Source organism: Coriobacteriaceae bacterium (genome assembly GCA_025992855.1).
Classification (GTDB): Bacteria; Actinomycetota; Coriobacteriia; order Coriobacteriales; family Coriobacteriaceae; genus Collinsella.
Map to the genome: position 1 here is coordinate 550998 of DAJPGB010000001.1, position 15871 is coordinate 566868.

A 15871-nucleotide genomic window follows, 5' to 3' on the forward strand; every position below is an offset into this window, starting at 1 on the left:
AGTGACGGGGTCGCAGGATCAACTCCTGCGACCCCGTCTGGCATGTGCGCGGATGTGTCCGCCAATCCGCGGCTGTCGTGGTCTGCCGTTACGCGATGGTTGCGCTGTAGGAGGCGACGTCCTCGTAGGAATCGGTCAGGTAGGCGTCGATGCCGATGGTCGTGTTGACCAGGTCGTCGAGGCTATCGAGCGCGCCGTTCGAGAACGTGAATTCCTCGGTGGCGTTGGTGCCGGGCATCAGGTGAGCCGAGAACCACGGTTCCTTCATGGTGCCGTTGACGTTGGTCTTACCGCTGGGAGCGTAGAAGGTCAGGTCCTTGTCGCTCTTGTTGGTGATGTTGACGACAAAGCCGATGTCGCCCCAGTCGTCCTTGAACTTCTCGGTGATGGTGATGGTGCACAGATCGTCATCGGCGACGGTGACGGCGGGGGAGATTTCGACGCTCTGGACGTCGTCGTCTTCGACGGCCTCATCGATCTCATCTTCCTTTTCGGCCGCCTCGCGATCCTTCTTCACCGTGCCGGACAGATCCTTGTCGGACTTGGTGAAGACAAGATTGCCATCATCCTCTTCGAGGATGAGTTTGCCGTCCTTGAGCTTCATGTCGTGCGACTCGTCTTCGGCGGTGATCGTTACGGTGGTGGCGTCCTTTGCCTCCCATTTAAGGTCGACAACCTCAAGGAACAGGTCGAGGGCGCCTGTGCCGTCCTCATCGAGAATCAGAACACAGTGGACACCCCAATCCTCGAGCATCTTCATGTACTCATCGGTCAGCTCTTCGCCATCCACGGTTCCACCCGAGAGTTCCCAGCTGCCAACGAAGTTGGCCTTGGGGTCTTTGCCGCCGCTGCTGCAGCCCGTCAGGGCAAAGGCGAGCGCCAGGACGCATGTCAGAAATGCGAGTACGGACTTTTTGAACGTTGTCTTCATGGTGTCCTCCTTTATCGAACGAAACCCACAGAAGCAAATGCGGGGGTGGCGGATCCCCCGCCAATTACCAGATAGAGGGGCTAGGGCCTGGGCGTTCCGCAGTTGCTGCAGAACTTGCCGCCGTTTTCGTTGCCGCAGTTGGGACAGAACCACTTGGTCGGTGCCGGGACGGGCGCGGGGCTGCCGCACTCGGAGCAGAACTTGCCGGTATTGGTGGCGCCGCAGCTGCAGGTCCATGTGCCGGCCGCAGGTGCGGCGGGAGCCGGTGCGGGAGCGGGTGCCGGAGCCGGCTGCGGGGCGGCCTGCTGCTGCGCCTGGCCGGCGGCGAACAGCTGGCTGGCGTTCATGCCGCCCATGCCACCTGCCATGCCCATGCCCATAAAGCCTGCCATCGCGCCGTTGGGGTTGGCGGCTGCCGCGCGCATTGCGTCGCTCTGGGCGCTGGCGATGTTGGCTGCCGCCATGGTGGGATCGCGCATGACCGCGGCTTTCTGCAGGTCCTTGATCATCTGCTCGTCCTCTTGCGAGGCGGCGATGGAGTTGACGCCAAAGCTCACGATCTCGACGCCGCGCAGGTCACGCCAGTCGGCAGAGAGGACCTCGTTGAGCGCGCGGGCGAGCTCGGTGGTGTGGCCGGGGATGGCGCTGTAGCGGATGCCCATCTCCGAGATCTTGGCAAAGGCGGGCTGCAGGGCGGTGAGCAGCTCGGACTTAAGCTGGCCGTCGATCTTGTCGCGCGTGTAGCTATCGGTCACGTTGCCGCATACGTTGGTGTAGAACAGCAGCGGGTTGGTGATGCGGTACGAATACTCGCCGTTGCAGCGCACGGAGATGTCGACGTCCAGGCCAATGTTGTTATCGACCACGCGGAAGGGCACGGGCGAGGCGGTGCCGTACTTGTTGCCGATGATCTCCTTGGTGTTGATGAAGTAGACGCGCTGGTCCTTGCCTGCATCGCCGCCAAAGGTAAAACGGCTGCCGATATTGGCGAAGGTCTCCTTGATGGAATCGCCCAGGTTGCCGCTAAAGACGCTCGGCTCGCTGCCGGTGTCGAAGACGAACTCACCGGGCTCCAGCGCGACTTCGATGATCTTGCCGTTTTGCACCACGAGCATGCCTTGTCCGTCGTTGACGGCGATGACCGAGCCGTTGGAGATGACGTTGTCCTCGCCGCGCGTGTTGGAGCTGCGGCCACCGGTACGTTTGCTGCCCTTGCAGGCCAAGACGTCAGCAGGCATCGATTCGCAGTAGATAAATTCCTTCCACTGGTCGGCCATGACGCCGCCGGCAGCTCCCAATCCAGCTTTCAAGAGTCCCATGGTGATCTTCCTTTCTCGTCAAAGGCCGGGTGGTATTGGTTGGATTGCTTAGTCGTCCTTGTCGTCTTTCATGACAACGGTGGTCTCGGTGTGGCTGAAGGTGTCGTGTTTCTCGGTCAGGTCGAGCTCACCACAATACTCATCGGCACAGGTTGCTTCGTTGGCCGTCTTGAGCTGGCCTACCAGTAGCACGTCTCCGATAATCACGATGATCAGCGGCGCGATGATATTGATGAGGATGCCCTCGATATCAAAGGTGAGGTAATCCGGATCGAAGGCGTATTCCCCCATAAAGAGAATCTGGGAGAGGATAAATCCGATCATAAAGAACAGCACCGAGGCGATGACGAGCTTGGGCTTGGAGCAGGGGAGCTCGCCGACCAAGCGGCCGGTCTGGCCGTTCATGGCAAACAGGTAGCTCTTGCCGTTCCACGAGGTCGAGAGCATCAAGACGGGGAACAAGGCGTAGTCGCTGTCTTCCCAGGTGTAGTCGAGCTGCTTGCTCTCGACCGAGGCATCGTCGTACTCATCGATAACGGTCTCGCGCAGGGCCGAGATCGTGCTTTCTTCCATACGGCGCTCGGCACGGGCCTTGCAAGTCTCGCAGTCCTCATCGTAACGGTTGGCGATGTAGCCGGGCATGTAGGCGACCGAGAACGGGCGCAGCGCGTCGTAGTCAAACGGTTCGATGGCGTCCATGTGGCCGTCGGGCATCTTGGACGATCCGTCGACGGGCACGCGCTCAAACGAGATATTGCCCTTACGGTAGGCATCGTAGTGGTCGGTGGTCGTGACGGTGCGGTCGGATTCCTCGGTCACGGTCTCGTTGGTTGCGTCAAAGTGCACTTCGCCGTCCACGCGGGCGCCGTAGAGCCAAAACGGCACGTAGACGCCTTGGACTTCGTCGATGTGGTTGCCGGTGACAAAGCTCTTGGGCAGCAGGATCTTGCCCTTGTAGTGCTCCTTGAGCGCGGCCAAGACATCGTCGCGCCCGAGCTTAAACGGAATCACCAGGTCGGGGGAGAAGTCGCCCGAGAGCTGGCCGGGCGCCACGGCGGGATTGCCGCAGTATGGGCAGGTGGAGACGGCGACGGTGCCGTCCGAGATCAGCTCGGCGCCACACGACGAGCAGATATAGCCGGCGTTTTGGGCCAGTTCCTGCACCGCATCGTCGGATGCGGGCTTGGATGTTGCGGCCGCCGCATCGGCTTTGGCATCTGCCTTGTCCTGGCGCTCGCGATAGAGAGCCTCGACCTCTTCGACTTCAAAGCGCGAGTCGCAGTAGTCACAGACGAGCTTTTGCTCGGCGCTGGCAAAATGCAACGGGCCACCACACGCGGGGCACTGATAGTTAACGCTTTCGAAGGCCATGATCGGTCCTTTCCGTGCCGAGGGCTATGCGCCGATGGCGCCGCCGCAGTATTCGCAGCGCCCACTGGCATCGGGAATGGTGGTGGCGCCGCAGAAGGGGCAGGTCACAGCGGTCTTGGGGGCCTTGGCGGCAACGACGCTATCGCGCGTCTCCTGACGCAGCTGCACCAGCGCGTCGCGGACTTCGGTTGCCTGACGCTTGGCCTCGCGGTACTCGATGGATCCGCGCTGCTCGATGGTGGAGTCGTTCACGCGCAGGTCGATCTCGGTAAAGTACGGCGTGTTGACGTGGATGGTCAGATTGAAGTCGTAATCCAGGTCGTAGCGCGGCGGGTCATAACTCTCACGCTCGCCGTCCTTGGTCTCGCGATAGATCTCGGTGCGGTGCTCGTCGATATCCATATCGCAACCGAGCACCTGCGAGAACTCGATGATGTCGGGGTTGGCGTCGCGCCAGCGCGTCTGCGAGGTAATGATCAGCAGGCCCGCGTCCTCGTCGAGCATAATATTGGTGCGCCCGGCCGAGAGCGTGCGCGTGGGGTTGAACGATGCCAGGCGCTCGGCGTTAGCCTCGCGACAGGCGAGCTGCTCGCGAATGTCGTCCGCGGTGCTAGAGCGATAACCGCCAAAGAAGGGAGAGAGCTTGCCGACGCATTCTTTGCACAGGTAGCCTTCGTTGATCTTGGTCTTACCTAGAAGTCCCAGCTCGGTACCGCAAATCGCGCACTCTTTCTTCTCGAACATCTTGTCAAAGAAGCCCATGGTTGCCTCCCATCAACAGGTAGCGTGTGTCACTTTTGATGATGGGGGAGTGCGCGATCCTTCGCGATACCCAGACGGCTCAAGGAGTCTCCACAACTGGGACACATGGCCCATTTTTGATTAGTCGTTGGGGACGTTCTTAAACGACTAGTCGCCGGGGACACCCTTCGGCCACTCATTGGGGACGTACTTAAATGAGTGGTAGTTGGAGACACTCCTGGCCAAGCTAGAGATCGCGCGTGTCCCTTCTGGTCCATGCGGCTCAAAATCGCGGCGTGATGTGGACGGCTGGGGTCGAATTGGCAGCATTTCGAGCCTGGCTTCGATATTGAGACTGGTTCTTTATTAAAATAGATTTCCAGACAATTGAGCGGCTGGGGGTTAACCATGAGGGGCATGGGAGATACAACCGCATATTTGCGTCGGGGCATTCGGGAGATTATATGCCTGGCGCTGTTCTTCTTCACGTTTTTGGCGTGCGAGTATCTTTTTGATGTGCGCATGGCCGAGTTCGTGTCTCCGAACGAGGTCGTTATTTATGAGAGCCTTGTCATCGGCGCGAGCGTGATTGGCTTTTTTGTGCGTCCCATTCTGTACTATCGCCGTCCCCATGCTATCGACGCAACGAGTGACGTCACGGGCGTTTTGCTGGTGGCGGCATTGCTGCTGTTGATTATGGCGGTTCAGGTTGAGGTGGTAATTGCCGGCGGTTTGGTGGCGTGCTGCGCGCTGGGCTACTGCGGATCGACTGCTCATGCAAATTTTGCGAGGCGCTTTGCGCGAACGCCCTGCTTGGCGCGCGCCGCCGCACTTTCTTACGCCATGGGCGTCCTGGTGCAGGTGCTCAACCACATGGTGATGCCTGTCGGCATTCCTCAGCAGGCTGTTCTGGTCGTCTGTGCGATCGCGCAGGTGGCGTTGCTCCACGGTGCCCGACGCGCCAAGCTGCGCGACGAGTCCGATCCCAACTTTGAACCCAGTGTTGCCGGGCTTTCGGTAGATGCTCTGGAATATGGTGCCAAGTGGCATGACGATCCCGAGGCAAAGGCGGCATTCCGTCGCGCCGTAGTTCGCCTGACCGTGGCGACGGCGTATCTTTCCAGCGTATTCGCCGCTCTCAACGCGGGCTTCACGACCCTGCATGCTGTCGGAGCCGTCGATTTGGGCGATTGGCCGCGCCTGCTGCTTGTCGTGAGCTCGTTGGTCGCTGGCGCACTATTTGACCTGCACGGCCGCTCGTATATGAATATCGGCATGACATGTGCCGCCATACTGTCCACGCTTTCGTTCTTTGTGCTCATCGTCGATGGCAATGGCGGCAACGAGCTTGCTGCCACGACCATCTTTTATCTGGGCTCGGGCTTTTTCGTGGTGTTGTTTACCACAAAATATGCCGCCGTCTCGCTCTATGCGCGCTGGTCATATTTTTGGCCGTGCATGGGTCGCGTCGTCAACAACGTGTGCTCGATGTTCGTGACGGCGCCGGCAGTGGCGATTATCTCGAGTCAAAATGTGCTGGCTGCGGTCGGTGCGGCGCTCGTGATGTTTGTGGGCATTGCGATTACGCTGCTGGGGCAGTTGGGGCAACGAGCCGATGATGCCGCGATGCGGGACGGACTGCCGCTTGCCACCGACGATCTTGGTGGGGATCTTGCGCCCACATGCTCCGACCCCGAGCCCGTGGAGGCAGCGGAGCTCACGTCCGATGAACGCCTCGATGCCTTCGTCGCCACCTTTGGGCTTACAGAGCGCGAGCGCGATATTCTTGAGGTCTTGGTCGTTTCGGACCAGAGCGTTCAGGACATCGCCACAACGCTCTTTCTTTCGCGCTCCACGCTCTATCGCCACATTTCCTCGATCAACAAAAAGGCCGGTACCGCCTCGCGCGTGGCCCTCATCAACTTTTTCTGGTCCTGGACACCCAAGGACTAGCTAATCTCCCAATAAGTTGCGGTGGAATAGTCCCTAAATTAAAGTCACGGGGCTTTAAACAGGAACTATTCCACCGCAACTGCTGGGGGGATAGACTGCGGCGGCAGAGGCAACGGCAGCGGCGTTGGCAGCTGTGGTAGTGGCAACGGCAGCTGGCAGGGTGTTTTCCGTCTGCTTGCTACAGCAGCTCGCCGTGGCGTGCAATGTAGCGGCGCTTTGCCAGCTGAGTGAGCGCGATGTAGGCGGTGACGATGCCGACGAGCAGCGCGAAAAAGCTCGCGGGCAGTGCCATGAGGCCGAGCGCATCGGCGATGGGGCTTGCCGGCAGCCATGTGACGAGCGCCAGGCCCAGCACGGTAAGAACGCACAGTGCGGGCGCGGCGTGGTCGCGCGGGCTCGGCAGGCGCGGGGAGCGCAGCATGTGGACCACGAGCGTCTGCGACCACATGGACTCGACAAACCAACCGCTCTGGAAGAGCGCCGTAAAGGCCGCCATGCCTGCGACGTCGCCTATAGCGGCAAGCTCTGCCCAGCTTGCGCCCACGGCGGCGGGGCACACCACAAAGAAGAGCGCGGCGAAAGTCACGATATCAAACAGTGAGCTCACGGGACCCAACTCGAGCATAAAGCCCTTAATGGACGCGGCATCCCAGGCGCGCGGACGGGCGGTCCAGGCGTCATTGACGGTGTCCCACGGCAGCGCGATGCACACGATCTCGTAGACCAGCGACAGCAGCACCAACTGCAGAGCGCTCATGGGCAAGAATGGCAAGAACAGGCTCGCGACGGTCACGGATAGCACGTTGCCAAAGTTGGAGCTCACCGTGGTCTTGAGGTACTTGAGCAGGTTGCCGTAGGTGCGGCGGCCTTCGATGATGCCGCGCTCGAGCACGCCCAGGTCTTTCTGGAGCAAGATGATGTCGGCGGATTCCTTGGCGATGTCGACGGCCGAATCGACCGAGATGCCGCAGTCGCTCGCACGCATGGCGGCGGCGTCGTTGATGCCGTCGCCCATAAAGCCCACAGTGTGGTCGAGCAGCTCGCGCATGACGCGCACCAGGCGCGCCTTCTGCAGTGGCGAGAGCTTGGCGAAGAGGTGGGTGTGCTCGGCGCGCTCGGCAAGCTCGGCATCGTCGAGCGCATCGATCTCGGAGCCCAGCAAGACGTTGCTCGCGTCGATACCGATCTGCTCGCAGATGGTGGCGGCGACACGGTCGTTATCGCCGGTCAGGACCTTAACGGCGACGCCCTTGGCCTCGAGGGTGGCGACGGCGCCCGTGGCACTTGCTTTGGGCGGATCGAGGAAGGCCAAAAAGCCCATCAGCACCATGTCGCACTCGTCGGCGATGCCAAATTCGCCCACGCAGCGCGGATTGGTCTTCTGCGCCACGGCAATCACGCGCAGGCCCTCGGCGTTGAGCCCGGCGACCTGCTTGCGAATCTGGGCGAGCTTATCTTCGGTGAACGGCTGGGCGGCGCCGTCGACCTCGACAAAGGAGCAGATCTCGAGGATTTCCTCGGCAGCCCCCTTGGTGACCATCTGGGTTTTGCCCTGGGCGTCGGCGACAACTACGCTCAGGCGACGGCGCGAGAAATCGAAGGGCACCTCGTCGACCTTGGTATAGCGGTCGCGCAGGCTCTGGCCCAGCATAGAATCGGGCACGACGGTCGAGGGCGTCACATCGGCACGGTCGATGACGGCCAGGTCGATAAGGTTTTTGAGGCCGGTCTGGAAGAAGCTGTTCAAAAACGCATGGCGCAGCACGCGCGCATCCTCGTTGCCGTCGGTGTTGAGGTAGCGCTCGAGCACGATGCGGTCTTCGGTGAGGGTGCCGGTCTTGTCGCAGCACAGGACGTCCATCGCGCCGAGGTTTTGGATCGCCGGCAGCTCCTTGACGATAACCTGGCGGCGGGCGAGGTCCTTGGCGCCCTGCGACAGGCTCGTGGTCACGATGACGGGAAGCATCTGCGGCGTGATGCCCACGGCCACGCTCGTGGCGAACAACAGCGCATCGATGACGTTGCCCTTGGTGGCGGCGTTGATGGCAAAGACCGCCGGCGCCATAACGAGCATGAGGCGCACGAGCAGCATGGAGACGCTCGAGACGCCGCGGTCAAACGCGCTCTTCTCGCCGCGCCCGTTGAGCATCTTGGCGATGCCGCCCAGGTAGGTGTCCGAGCCGGTGGCAACGACAAGCGCCATGGCGGTGCCGTTTTGCACGGAGGTGCCGGTAAAGACGATGTTCTTGCAGGCAGAGAGTGGTAGCGCGGAGCCGTCGGCACCCTCGACGACGGTGATGGCAGCGGTCTTCTCGACGGCCTCGCTCTCGCCGGTGAGTGCGGACTCGATCACAAACAGGTCGCGCGCGGTGATGATGCGGGCATCTGCCGGCACCATGTCGCCGGCAGAGAGGCGGATTACATCGCCGGGGACGAGCTCGTCGAAGGGGATCTCGACGCGCTCGCCGTCGCGCAGGGCACAGCAGGTGTTGGAGACCAGGTCCTTGAGGGCCTCTGCCGCATTGCCGCTGCGGGCTTCCTGGATAAACTTCATGCCGCCCGATACCAGCAGCATGATGCCGATGACGATGACCGTGGAGGGGTCACGCTGCAGCTCGGGCACGGCGAGCACGTCGATGTAGAGCGAGGCCAGTGCGAGGGCGGCGAGGATGCCAGCGAAGGGATCGACGAACGCGTCGGCGATGCGGCGGGCGAGCGTCTTGGTCGGCGCTTCGATGGTGTTGGGGCCGACGGCGCTCAGGCGCTCGGTTGCCTGCTCGGCGGTGAGGCCGTTTGTCGTGGCTTCGAGCAGTACGAGGGCGTCATCGGCGCTATGGGTGGCGGCGAATATGGTGTTCTTGGACAGGCCGGAGTGAGCGGCAGGGCGCGCCGTGCGGCGGCGCTTGGAGATAGCTTCGAGTACCGTGGCGGTTTTGAGCATCAGCATAGGGTCCTCCTTGTTGAAGGGAGTTAGCGTACGTGTCGTATTGAGTTGCAAAAAACCTAGATGTCGCTCACGTCAAGCTCACGAACCACCACAAAGGGGACAGGCACCTTTGTGGGGGGGGTGACGATCTGCCGGTGGCGTTTATGCGTGTGCGGAGTCCTCGCGGCGTGCCGAGGGCGACATGCAGGTTTTTCGACTAGGACTGCCTTCCATGGCACACCTCCTTAAGGCCGGGCGCAGCGCGCTTTGGGCATCTCGTACCCGTTTCAATCCGCCCGTATTCTTGATGAGGGAGTTTGATATGTCAACCCCCATTGTTCGGAAAACCATTCCCTTTGACAAAGCCTTTACAGAATGCCGCGGCCTCAAAGCGCGCCCGCAACGACGTCCTGCCTGCGCTAAACTGGAAGGCACGTACGCGATTACGAGAGGAGCCCGCATGGAGGCTTACAAGCAAGAGTTCATCAAGTTTATGGTCGAGTCCGACGTCCTTAAGTTCGGCAGCTTTACGCTCAAGAGTGGCCGTCAGTCCCCGTTCTTTATGAATGCCGGCGCTTACGTGACGGGCTATCAGCTCAAGAAGCTGGGCGAGTATTACGCCCAGGCCATCCACGATAACTTTGGCGACGACTTTGACGTGCTGTTTGGGCCGGCCTACAAGGGCATTCCCCTGGCCGTCGTGACCGCGATTGCCTACCACGAGCTGTACGGCAAGGAGGTCAAGTACTGCTGTGACCGCAAGGAGGCCAAGGACCACGGCGCCGACAAGGGCAACCTGCTGGGCTATGAGCCTCAGGACGGCGACCGCGTGGTCATGGTCGAGGACGTCACCACCAGCGGCAAGTCCATCGACGAGACCTATCCCAAGGTCAAGGCTGCTGCTGACGTTGAAATCAAGGGCTTGATCGTGTCCCTCAACCGCATGGAGGTCGGCAAGGGCGGCGTGACCACCGCGCAGAAGGAGATCGAGGCAAAGTACGGTTTCCCCGTCGCGAGCATCGTTTCCATGGCCGAGGTCGTCGAGACCCTCTACAACCACGAGATCGACGGCAAGGTTGTCATCGACGACGAGCTCAAGACCGCCATTGACGCCTACTACGAGCAGTACGGAGTCCGTTAGTTACGCGGTTTTACCAAACGCCGTAACTGCTCGACGCTGCAAGCCCGCCAGGGCGGCAATCTGCCTTTCAACTTCGGCGGCATGACCAGAAGGTCAATGCCGCCTCGTTTCAAGGCACCTTGCTCGCTCTGGCGGGTTTTCGCTCATATGACCCAATCCGCTGTCAAGAGCCACAATGGCCCCGCCGACCGCTTGCAATCGGTCGGCGGGGCCTGCCGTTAACCCGTCCCGGTCCGCCCCCGGCATGTCATCGACGCCTTCGGCTCAGTCTCATATCCGCGGATACCGTTCTGTCGGCCCGCACTCCATTCCTTCGGCGGGGTTCCCCAAGTCTGTCGAGGCGCATGCGGAGGGCTCCGCGCGCACAGCGAAATAGGGGGTATCCCCGAAGGCCGCCCGGCTCGCCGGGACGGGGGCCATGTCTATTCCGCGCCCTCCCGGCACATCATGCCGAGGGCCCAGAGCCACCTCACGAGCTCGGCCGCGGTGGCCGCGTTGGCCTTCGCCGCGGGCATGCCGCGGGCGAGCATCTCCTCGCGCCGCCGCAGGAGCCGCTCGGACCCCTTCCTCCCGTGCATCCTTATCTCGAGGGGCACGCCCGTGTCCCTCGGCATGAGCTTCGGCTGGTGCCGTGCCGCGGCGTAGCACCATGAGCCCCCAACGGCCAGCTTCCTCACGAGCGCGTTGCCCGCACCGCTGATGCCTCCGAGCCGCACGGAGTCGCCACTCGACCTCTGACTCGGCGCGAGGCCGAAATAGGCCGTGACCTGCCTTCCGGAACGGAACCTCGCGAAGTCGCCGACCTCGGCCGAGAAGGCCGCGGCCAGCGCGAAGGCGCAGCCCTTGATCGACTGGAGGGCGGCCACCTCCGCGGCGATCGGGCTGGCATCCACGGCGGCCCTGTACTCGGAGAGCAGGTCCGCCCGGGCCTCCGCCGCGGCCTCGACCTCGTTCCTCAGGGCGGCGAGCGTCCGAGCCCCGCCATCGTCCTCCGGCCTGACCTTGTCGAGCCACCTCAGGAAGTCGTAGGTCCAGTACTTCCTCGGGTTGCCGGCGGGCGTGGTGCCGCCGTAGACGAACCCCCGCTTTGCGAGGAAGGCGAGCAGCCGCTGCTTGGCGGTCGCCAGGCGCGCGGTCGCCCCGTCGTAGGCGCCGGCGAGGTCCCTGATGCCTTCGACCTCGGGGGAGGGGACCCATACGGGGGAGATGTCGTGGGCGAGTATCGCCTTTGCCATCCTGGCGGCGTCGTTCCTGTCGTTCTTGGAGGCCGAGTCGGCGGCCGACCTGGGGATCTTCGAGACCGCGGCGACGACGCACTCGACGCCGAGCCCGGCGAGCTCCCTTTGCGGGGCGAAGCCGAGGTAGCCGCTCTCGTAGGCCGCGAGCGACGGCCCGGGGAACCCATCCATCCACCCGGCGATCTCGCCCCAGGGGTTGCCGGGGAACCTCCTCGTCACGGCCTCGCCGGTGTCCGCGTCGAGGGCGCAGACGGTGGTCGACCTCAGGTGGACGTCCATCCCGAACGCGGTAGAATACTTTGGCATGGGAGCCTCCCAACCTCGTTGCGGCGCGGCTGCGCCTATGGCACTTCAACATCATTGTCGCAGCCCCGACCCGCGGTCACGAGCGGGGGCTCCTATCTTTTCAGTGCCCTCGGATTGGGTCATAGTGTCTGTCGCTACCAAAACATCGGCGTTGTCCTGGTCCAGATGCGGCACTTGGGGACGTTCCTTTTCTGCCGACACCTGGGGACACTCCTGATGTAGTCGTTGGGGACGTTCTTAAACGACTAATCATTCAAGAACGTCCCCAATGACTACCCGCAAAATGAGCGTGGACAATCTCCCACTTTGAGCCTGCATCCAGGTCAAAAACGGGAGATTATCCACGCTCGTTATTTGAGTGTCCAATAATCCTCGCTCGTTGTTACTTGAGGCCCGGCAGGCGGGTGTAGGGGAATGAGCGCTCTAGGAACTCGGCGCAGCGGGCGTAGTCTTTGGCAAAGTAGCTGCTGTAGAGCGAATCGAGCACGTATTGCACGGCGATGTGGCTGGCGAACTGCGTGATGCGGTGCGTCATGCTCTCGTGGTCGCTCACCGTGAGGTAGGCGGCAAAGCCGGGGTGCAGGCGCGCACAATAAGGTGTGCCGATGACAATGACGGGAACATGTCGGCTGCTGAGGATCGGCAAGATTTCCTTGAGGTTGGGTGCAAGGCCGCTGTAGGAGATGACGATCGCCACATTGCCGGAATCCGAGGCGAGCGCCGTGCGCACCTGGGCCTCGGTGCTGCTGTAGCATGTGGCGCTCTTGCCGGACGAAAGTAGGCGGTCGCGGAACATCCCCGCTGGATAGAGGTTGTGCGAGCCGGTGTAGATATCGACCTGCCGTGCCTTCGCGATCAGTTTGGCGGCGTGGTCGAGCTGCGCGGGGTCGAGCAGCTCCTGCGTCTCGGCCAGCGTGGTCTGGTAGAGCCCTTCCATGCGCTCCATAACCTGCGCGGGCGTGGACGTGGCATCGAAGGGAAAGTTGATGTCCACGTCGCGGCGGTTGCCTGCTTCGGTCGCCAGGCGGATAAGCTCGACCTTGAGGTCCTTAAAGCCCTCGAGGTCAAGCTTTTTGCAAAAACGGTGCACGCTCGCGACCGAAACATTGGCGTGGGCGGCAAACTCCTTAATGGAGAGTCCACGGATCTCCTCGCCCATGGCAAGGGCCGAGATGCCGAGCTGCTGCTCGGTAGGGGTTAGGCCCTGCGCCTCGGTAATCTTGCGTTTGATATCCATTCGAACTCCCGCGCTCGCTAAGCCGACCAAAAGGGGACAGGTTTATTTTGGCAGGTTTTGTCCGAGAAGGGTAACGGGGCCGAGGACACCGCTGGGCGCGACGGGCTCGGTGAGGGCGAAGATGTCGGAGGTCGCATGGTCGAGCGTGTTGATGACATCGATGGTGAGCTCGTGCGTGCCGGCGGCAAGCGCGCCTGTCGCAAAGCGATAGGGCGGGCAGATGCGCGTGCCGAGCGTTTGTCCGTCGAGCGTGAGTGTTGCGACTTCGTAGACATCCCCCAGGTCAATGGCGGTGTGGGCGAGGTCGTCGGTCAGCTCGAACGACGTGCGATAGCGGAACGTGCCGCAGGTGCCGGCGAACAGTTCAGCCGTGAGATCGCACAGGTGCTCGAGCTTTTGCGGCTCGCCAAAGGTTTCATCGCCGCCGGCAGGGGAGAGGGCGACGGTCCAGGGGTGGCTGATGTCGAGGGCGAGCGTTGCACGTGTGCTCGTGTCGGTGCAGTCCGCGGGCTCGATTGCGCCGCTTGCCTCCAGAACAACAACGCAGCTCTCGAAGGGCGCCAGCTCCAACGCGCCATCAAACGCAACGGGTTCGGTGCCGTTCAGCAGGTCGAGGCGCGTGCCGCAAAGGCGCTCGCCTCGAGCAAGTGCAACCGTACAGCAAATACTTTCACGCGGATGCTCGTTGACCAGCATCACATAGGTCTCGTCTGCACGCTCGTAGCGAAGGGCGCGCAGCCAGGGCTGAGGCGTATCGGTCACAACGGCCTGCAGCCCCGCGGCTGCCAGCACGTCCGCCACGCCGGCAAGCGGCGTCGCCGTAAGCCCGTCCAGATCGGCTGCGCCATCCGCGTTATAAAGAGCGCCGGGCACTTCGTTAGCAGCGAGCACCGTGACACCCGCGGCCATCATGCGTCTCACCGCTTCCGCCGCGGCGGTGCCGACAAACGAAGCCCCGGGCATAACAAACGCCTGGTAGCGACAGCCATTAACGGCAAACGTCCCATCGGCAATCGAAACCTCGTAACGCTCCTCATTCTCAAAAGCCTCTGCCGGCACAAAATCAAAGTCGATCTGCGCGCGCGTGAGTTCGGCCGCCACGCGCTCGACGGGCATGGCGTTGCCGGCCCATTCGGCGTCGGCATGGTACAGAATGGCGACGGGGCGAGCGGCAGCGCCTTCCGAAAGGAGCGTCGCCGTGCGATTCATATAGCGCATGAGCTGGCCAAAGTGCGGCCATTGCGGGTTGTTGCCGTGCGCGTAAAAGTGCGGCGGGCAGTCCCAATCGGGGAAGGGCGCCATGCTAAACGCGTGCGGCGTAAACCAGTTAATACCGCGGACGAGCATATGGTCGGCGATCCACTTCATCTCGCGCAGGCCCTCGTGCCAGCCAAAGGCGCCAAAGACCTCGGCCATGCAGCGCCCCTGCTTTTTGGGGTCGAGGCGCGCTGCCGAAGATCCCAACTTGGCGAGCGCGTACGTAAAGAACTCCATGTTCCATGCGCCGTGGAAGTAGCTGTAGCGCCCGCGGTCAATTCCGGGGGCAAGCTGGTTGATGACCACATCCACGCCAGCCATGTCCTGCCCCGCGACCGCGCGGAAGTAATGTCCGGCGCCCTGGCCCAGGCGCGTGTGGCAACTCTTGTCCTCGATCACGTGGCCAATGTGCATAATGCCGTGCGCGCGGCACCAATCGCCAATCTGCTCGTCAAAGCAGCTGCGGTAGAGCTGCGTAGCAAGGTCCATATAGGCGTGGCGAACCTGGGCGCCGTCTGCCTCGCGCGTCCAAAGGCCGTGCAACTTGGTAAGCCAATTCTCGCCAAGCGCATCGTGTAGGCGGCGGGCAAGCTCGTCCGACCACGGCAGCGCCAAGTCGCTTCGCCCGATAAAGCTGCTGGTAGAAGCATCGTCGGGCGCGGTGCCCTTCTCGTTCATAAAGCCGGGCTCGTCGGTAAAGAAGCCCAAGATCGTTTTGCCGAACTCATCGCCCAGGTGTTCAAACGTGGGCTCGTAGACGGCATCGATCAGCACGCGGCATGAGGCGGCGTCGACCATGTTGATGTACTCATCGCGAAAGCCGGTCTTTTGGCTGGTGACGTACAGCTCAATCGTGGTGATGCCGGTGGGGGCGTCAAAACGCAATCGGGCGGGTGTGCCATCGTCTCCTTGCTCAACAGTGAGCGCAAGGTCGAGCGGCGCACCAGCGGCATCAAAAGCCGCCGCGCCCACAAAGCGCTCGGTGGGGTCCATGAGATTACCGAGCTTGATGGTCGTGGACGGCTGGGGACCAACGACCGTAATCGTGCGATGCTTGAGTACGGTCTTCTTGAGCGCGGGGTCGACGTCATCGCCTTCGAGTGCGCCGTTGGCATAGCCTGTGGGGAAGTGGGCGTCGTCGAGCAGCCAGATCTTTAACCCCAGGCGCTTGCACTCGCCGATGATAAAGCGCAGGTCAGACCACCAGCCGTCGCGACAGAAATCGGGATGCGTGCGCGATTCCAGGCAGACCTCGCGGATGTCCGCCCCAGCGATCTGCTCCAGATACTCGGTGATCGTCTCGCGCGCCTCGCCCTTAAGCCACAAGAACGGAAGCACATGGTTGTCGTAGGTGCCGCCAAGCACCTGCTCAAAATACGCCGCCATATACGCTCCTCCAAAACCAGCCTTTCAAATCCATTGAAGTTAGGGTACGCCGAGTGCGCCGCCCT

10 protein-coding genes are annotated in these 15871 nt (G+C 62.1%); 2 read left to right on the top strand and 8 right to left on the bottom strand.

The window, feature by feature from the left end; genetic code table 11:
• Positions 1-88 precede the first annotated feature (88 nt).
• The 4 genes from OIL88_02280 to OIL88_02295 all read right to left on the bottom strand — a co-directional run bounded on the left by OIL88_02280 (position 89) and on the right by OIL88_02295 (position 4383).
• Complete coding sequence (locus OIL88_02280) at positions 89-931, bottom strand: hypothetical protein (protein HJI71202.1); 843 nt, start codon at positions 929-931, stop codon at positions 89-91.
• Positions 932-1011: 80 nt separating this feature from the next.
• Positions 1012-2250, bottom strand: coding sequence for an SPFH domain-containing protein (locus OIL88_02285; protein ID HJI71203.1), 1239 nt, complete (start codon positions 2248-2250; stop codon positions 1012-1014).
• A 48-nt stretch (positions 2251-2298) separates the two neighbouring features.
• Positions 2299-3621: a hypothetical protein gene (locus tag OIL88_02290; GenBank protein ID HJI71204.1), complete on the bottom strand. Its 1323-nt coding sequence runs from the start codon at positions 3619-3621 to the stop codon at positions 2299-2301.
• A gap of 24 nt (positions 3622-3645) precedes the next feature.
• The gene (locus OIL88_02295; protein ID HJI71205.1) at positions 3646-4383 is read right to left on the bottom strand and encodes a DUF4428 domain-containing protein; all 738 of its coding nucleotides are present in this window, start codon (positions 4381-4383) and stop codon (positions 3646-3648) included.
• A 387-nt stretch (positions 4384-4770) separates the two neighbouring features.
• On the opposite strand from OIL88_02295, the gene OIL88_02300 reads away from it, so the two are divergent.
• Positions 4771-6315 carry a helix-turn-helix domain-containing protein gene (locus tag OIL88_02300; GenBank protein ID HJI71206.1) on the top strand — a complete coding sequence of 515 codons (1545 nt, stop codon included), beginning with the start codon at positions 4771-4773 and terminating at the stop codon, positions 6313-6315.
• 178 nt (positions 6316-6493) lie between these two features.
• Here OIL88_02300 and mgtA read toward each other — a convergent pair whose 3' ends face one another.
• Positions 6494-9262 carry a magnesium-translocating P-type ATPase gene (gene mgtA, locus OIL88_02305; protein HJI71207.1) on the bottom strand — a complete coding sequence of 923 codons (2769 nt, stop codon included), beginning with the start codon at positions 9260-9262 and terminating at the stop codon, positions 6494-6496.
• A gap of 439 nt (positions 9263-9701) precedes the next feature.
• Between mgtA and pyrE the strand changes: the two genes are divergently transcribed.
• A complete protein-coding gene (gene pyrE / locus OIL88_02310; GenBank protein ID HJI71208.1) occupies positions 9702-10382 on the top strand; it encodes an orotate phosphoribosyltransferase in 681 nt (226 codons plus the stop codon).
• A gap of 422 nt (positions 10383-10804) precedes the next feature.
• Here pyrE and OIL88_02315 read toward each other — a convergent pair whose 3' ends face one another.
• The 3 genes from OIL88_02315 to OIL88_02325 form a co-directional block, all read right to left on the bottom strand.
• On the bottom strand, positions 10805-11926 hold the full coding sequence (locus tag OIL88_02315; protein HJI71209.1) for an IS110 family transposase: 1122 nt from the start codon (positions 11924-11926) through the stop codon (positions 10805-10807).
• 382 nt (positions 11927-12308) lie between these two features.
• On the bottom strand, positions 12309-13163 hold the full coding sequence (locus OIL88_02320; protein ID HJI71210.1) for a MurR/RpiR family transcriptional regulator: 855 nt from the start codon (positions 13161-13163) through the stop codon (positions 12309-12311).
• Between the two features lie 42 nt (positions 13164-13205).
• Complete coding sequence (locus tag OIL88_02325) at positions 13206-15806, bottom strand: glycosyl hydrolase (GenBank protein ID HJI71211.1); 2601 nt, start codon at positions 15804-15806, stop codon at positions 13206-13208.
• Positions 15807-15871: the final 65 nt, after the last annotated feature.

Excerpts from the sequence above, each read along its gene's own strand:
- OIL88_02280 (HJI71202.1), bottom strand. The coding sequence starts at position 931 with ATGAAGACAACGTTCAAAAAGTCCGTACTCGCATTTCTGACATGCGTC.
- OIL88_02285 (HJI71203.1), bottom strand. The coding sequence starts at position 2,250 with ATGGGACTCTTGAAAGCTGGATTGGGAGCTGCCGGCGGCGTCATGGCC.
- OIL88_02290 (HJI71204.1), bottom strand. The coding sequence starts at position 3,621 with ATGGCCTTCGAAAGCGTTAACTATCAGTGCCCCGCGTGTGGTGGCCCG.
- OIL88_02295 (HJI71205.1), bottom strand. The coding sequence starts at position 4,383 with ATGGGCTTCTTTGACAAGATGTTCGAGAAGAAAGAGTGCGCGATTTGC.
- OIL88_02300 (HJI71206.1), top strand. The coding sequence starts at position 4,771 with ATGAGGGGCATGGGAGATACAACCGCATATTTGCGTCGGGGCATTCGG.
- mgtA (HJI71207.1), bottom strand. The coding sequence starts at position 9,262 with ATGCTGATGCTCAAAACCGCCACGGTACTCGAAGCTATCTCCAAGCGC.
- pyrE (HJI71208.1), top strand. The coding sequence starts at position 9,702 with ATGGAGGCTTACAAGCAAGAGTTCATCAAGTTTATGGTCGAGTCCGAC.
- OIL88_02315 (HJI71209.1), bottom strand. The coding sequence starts at position 11,926 with ATGCCAAAGTATTCTACCGCGTTCGGGATGGACGTCCACCTGAGGTCG.
- OIL88_02320 (HJI71210.1), bottom strand. The coding sequence starts at position 13,163 with ATGGATATCAAACGCAAGATTACCGAGGCGCAGGGCCTAACCCCTACC.
- OIL88_02325 (HJI71211.1), bottom strand. The coding sequence starts at position 15,806 with ATGGCGGCGTATTTTGAGCAGGTGCTTGGCGGCACCTACGACAACCAT.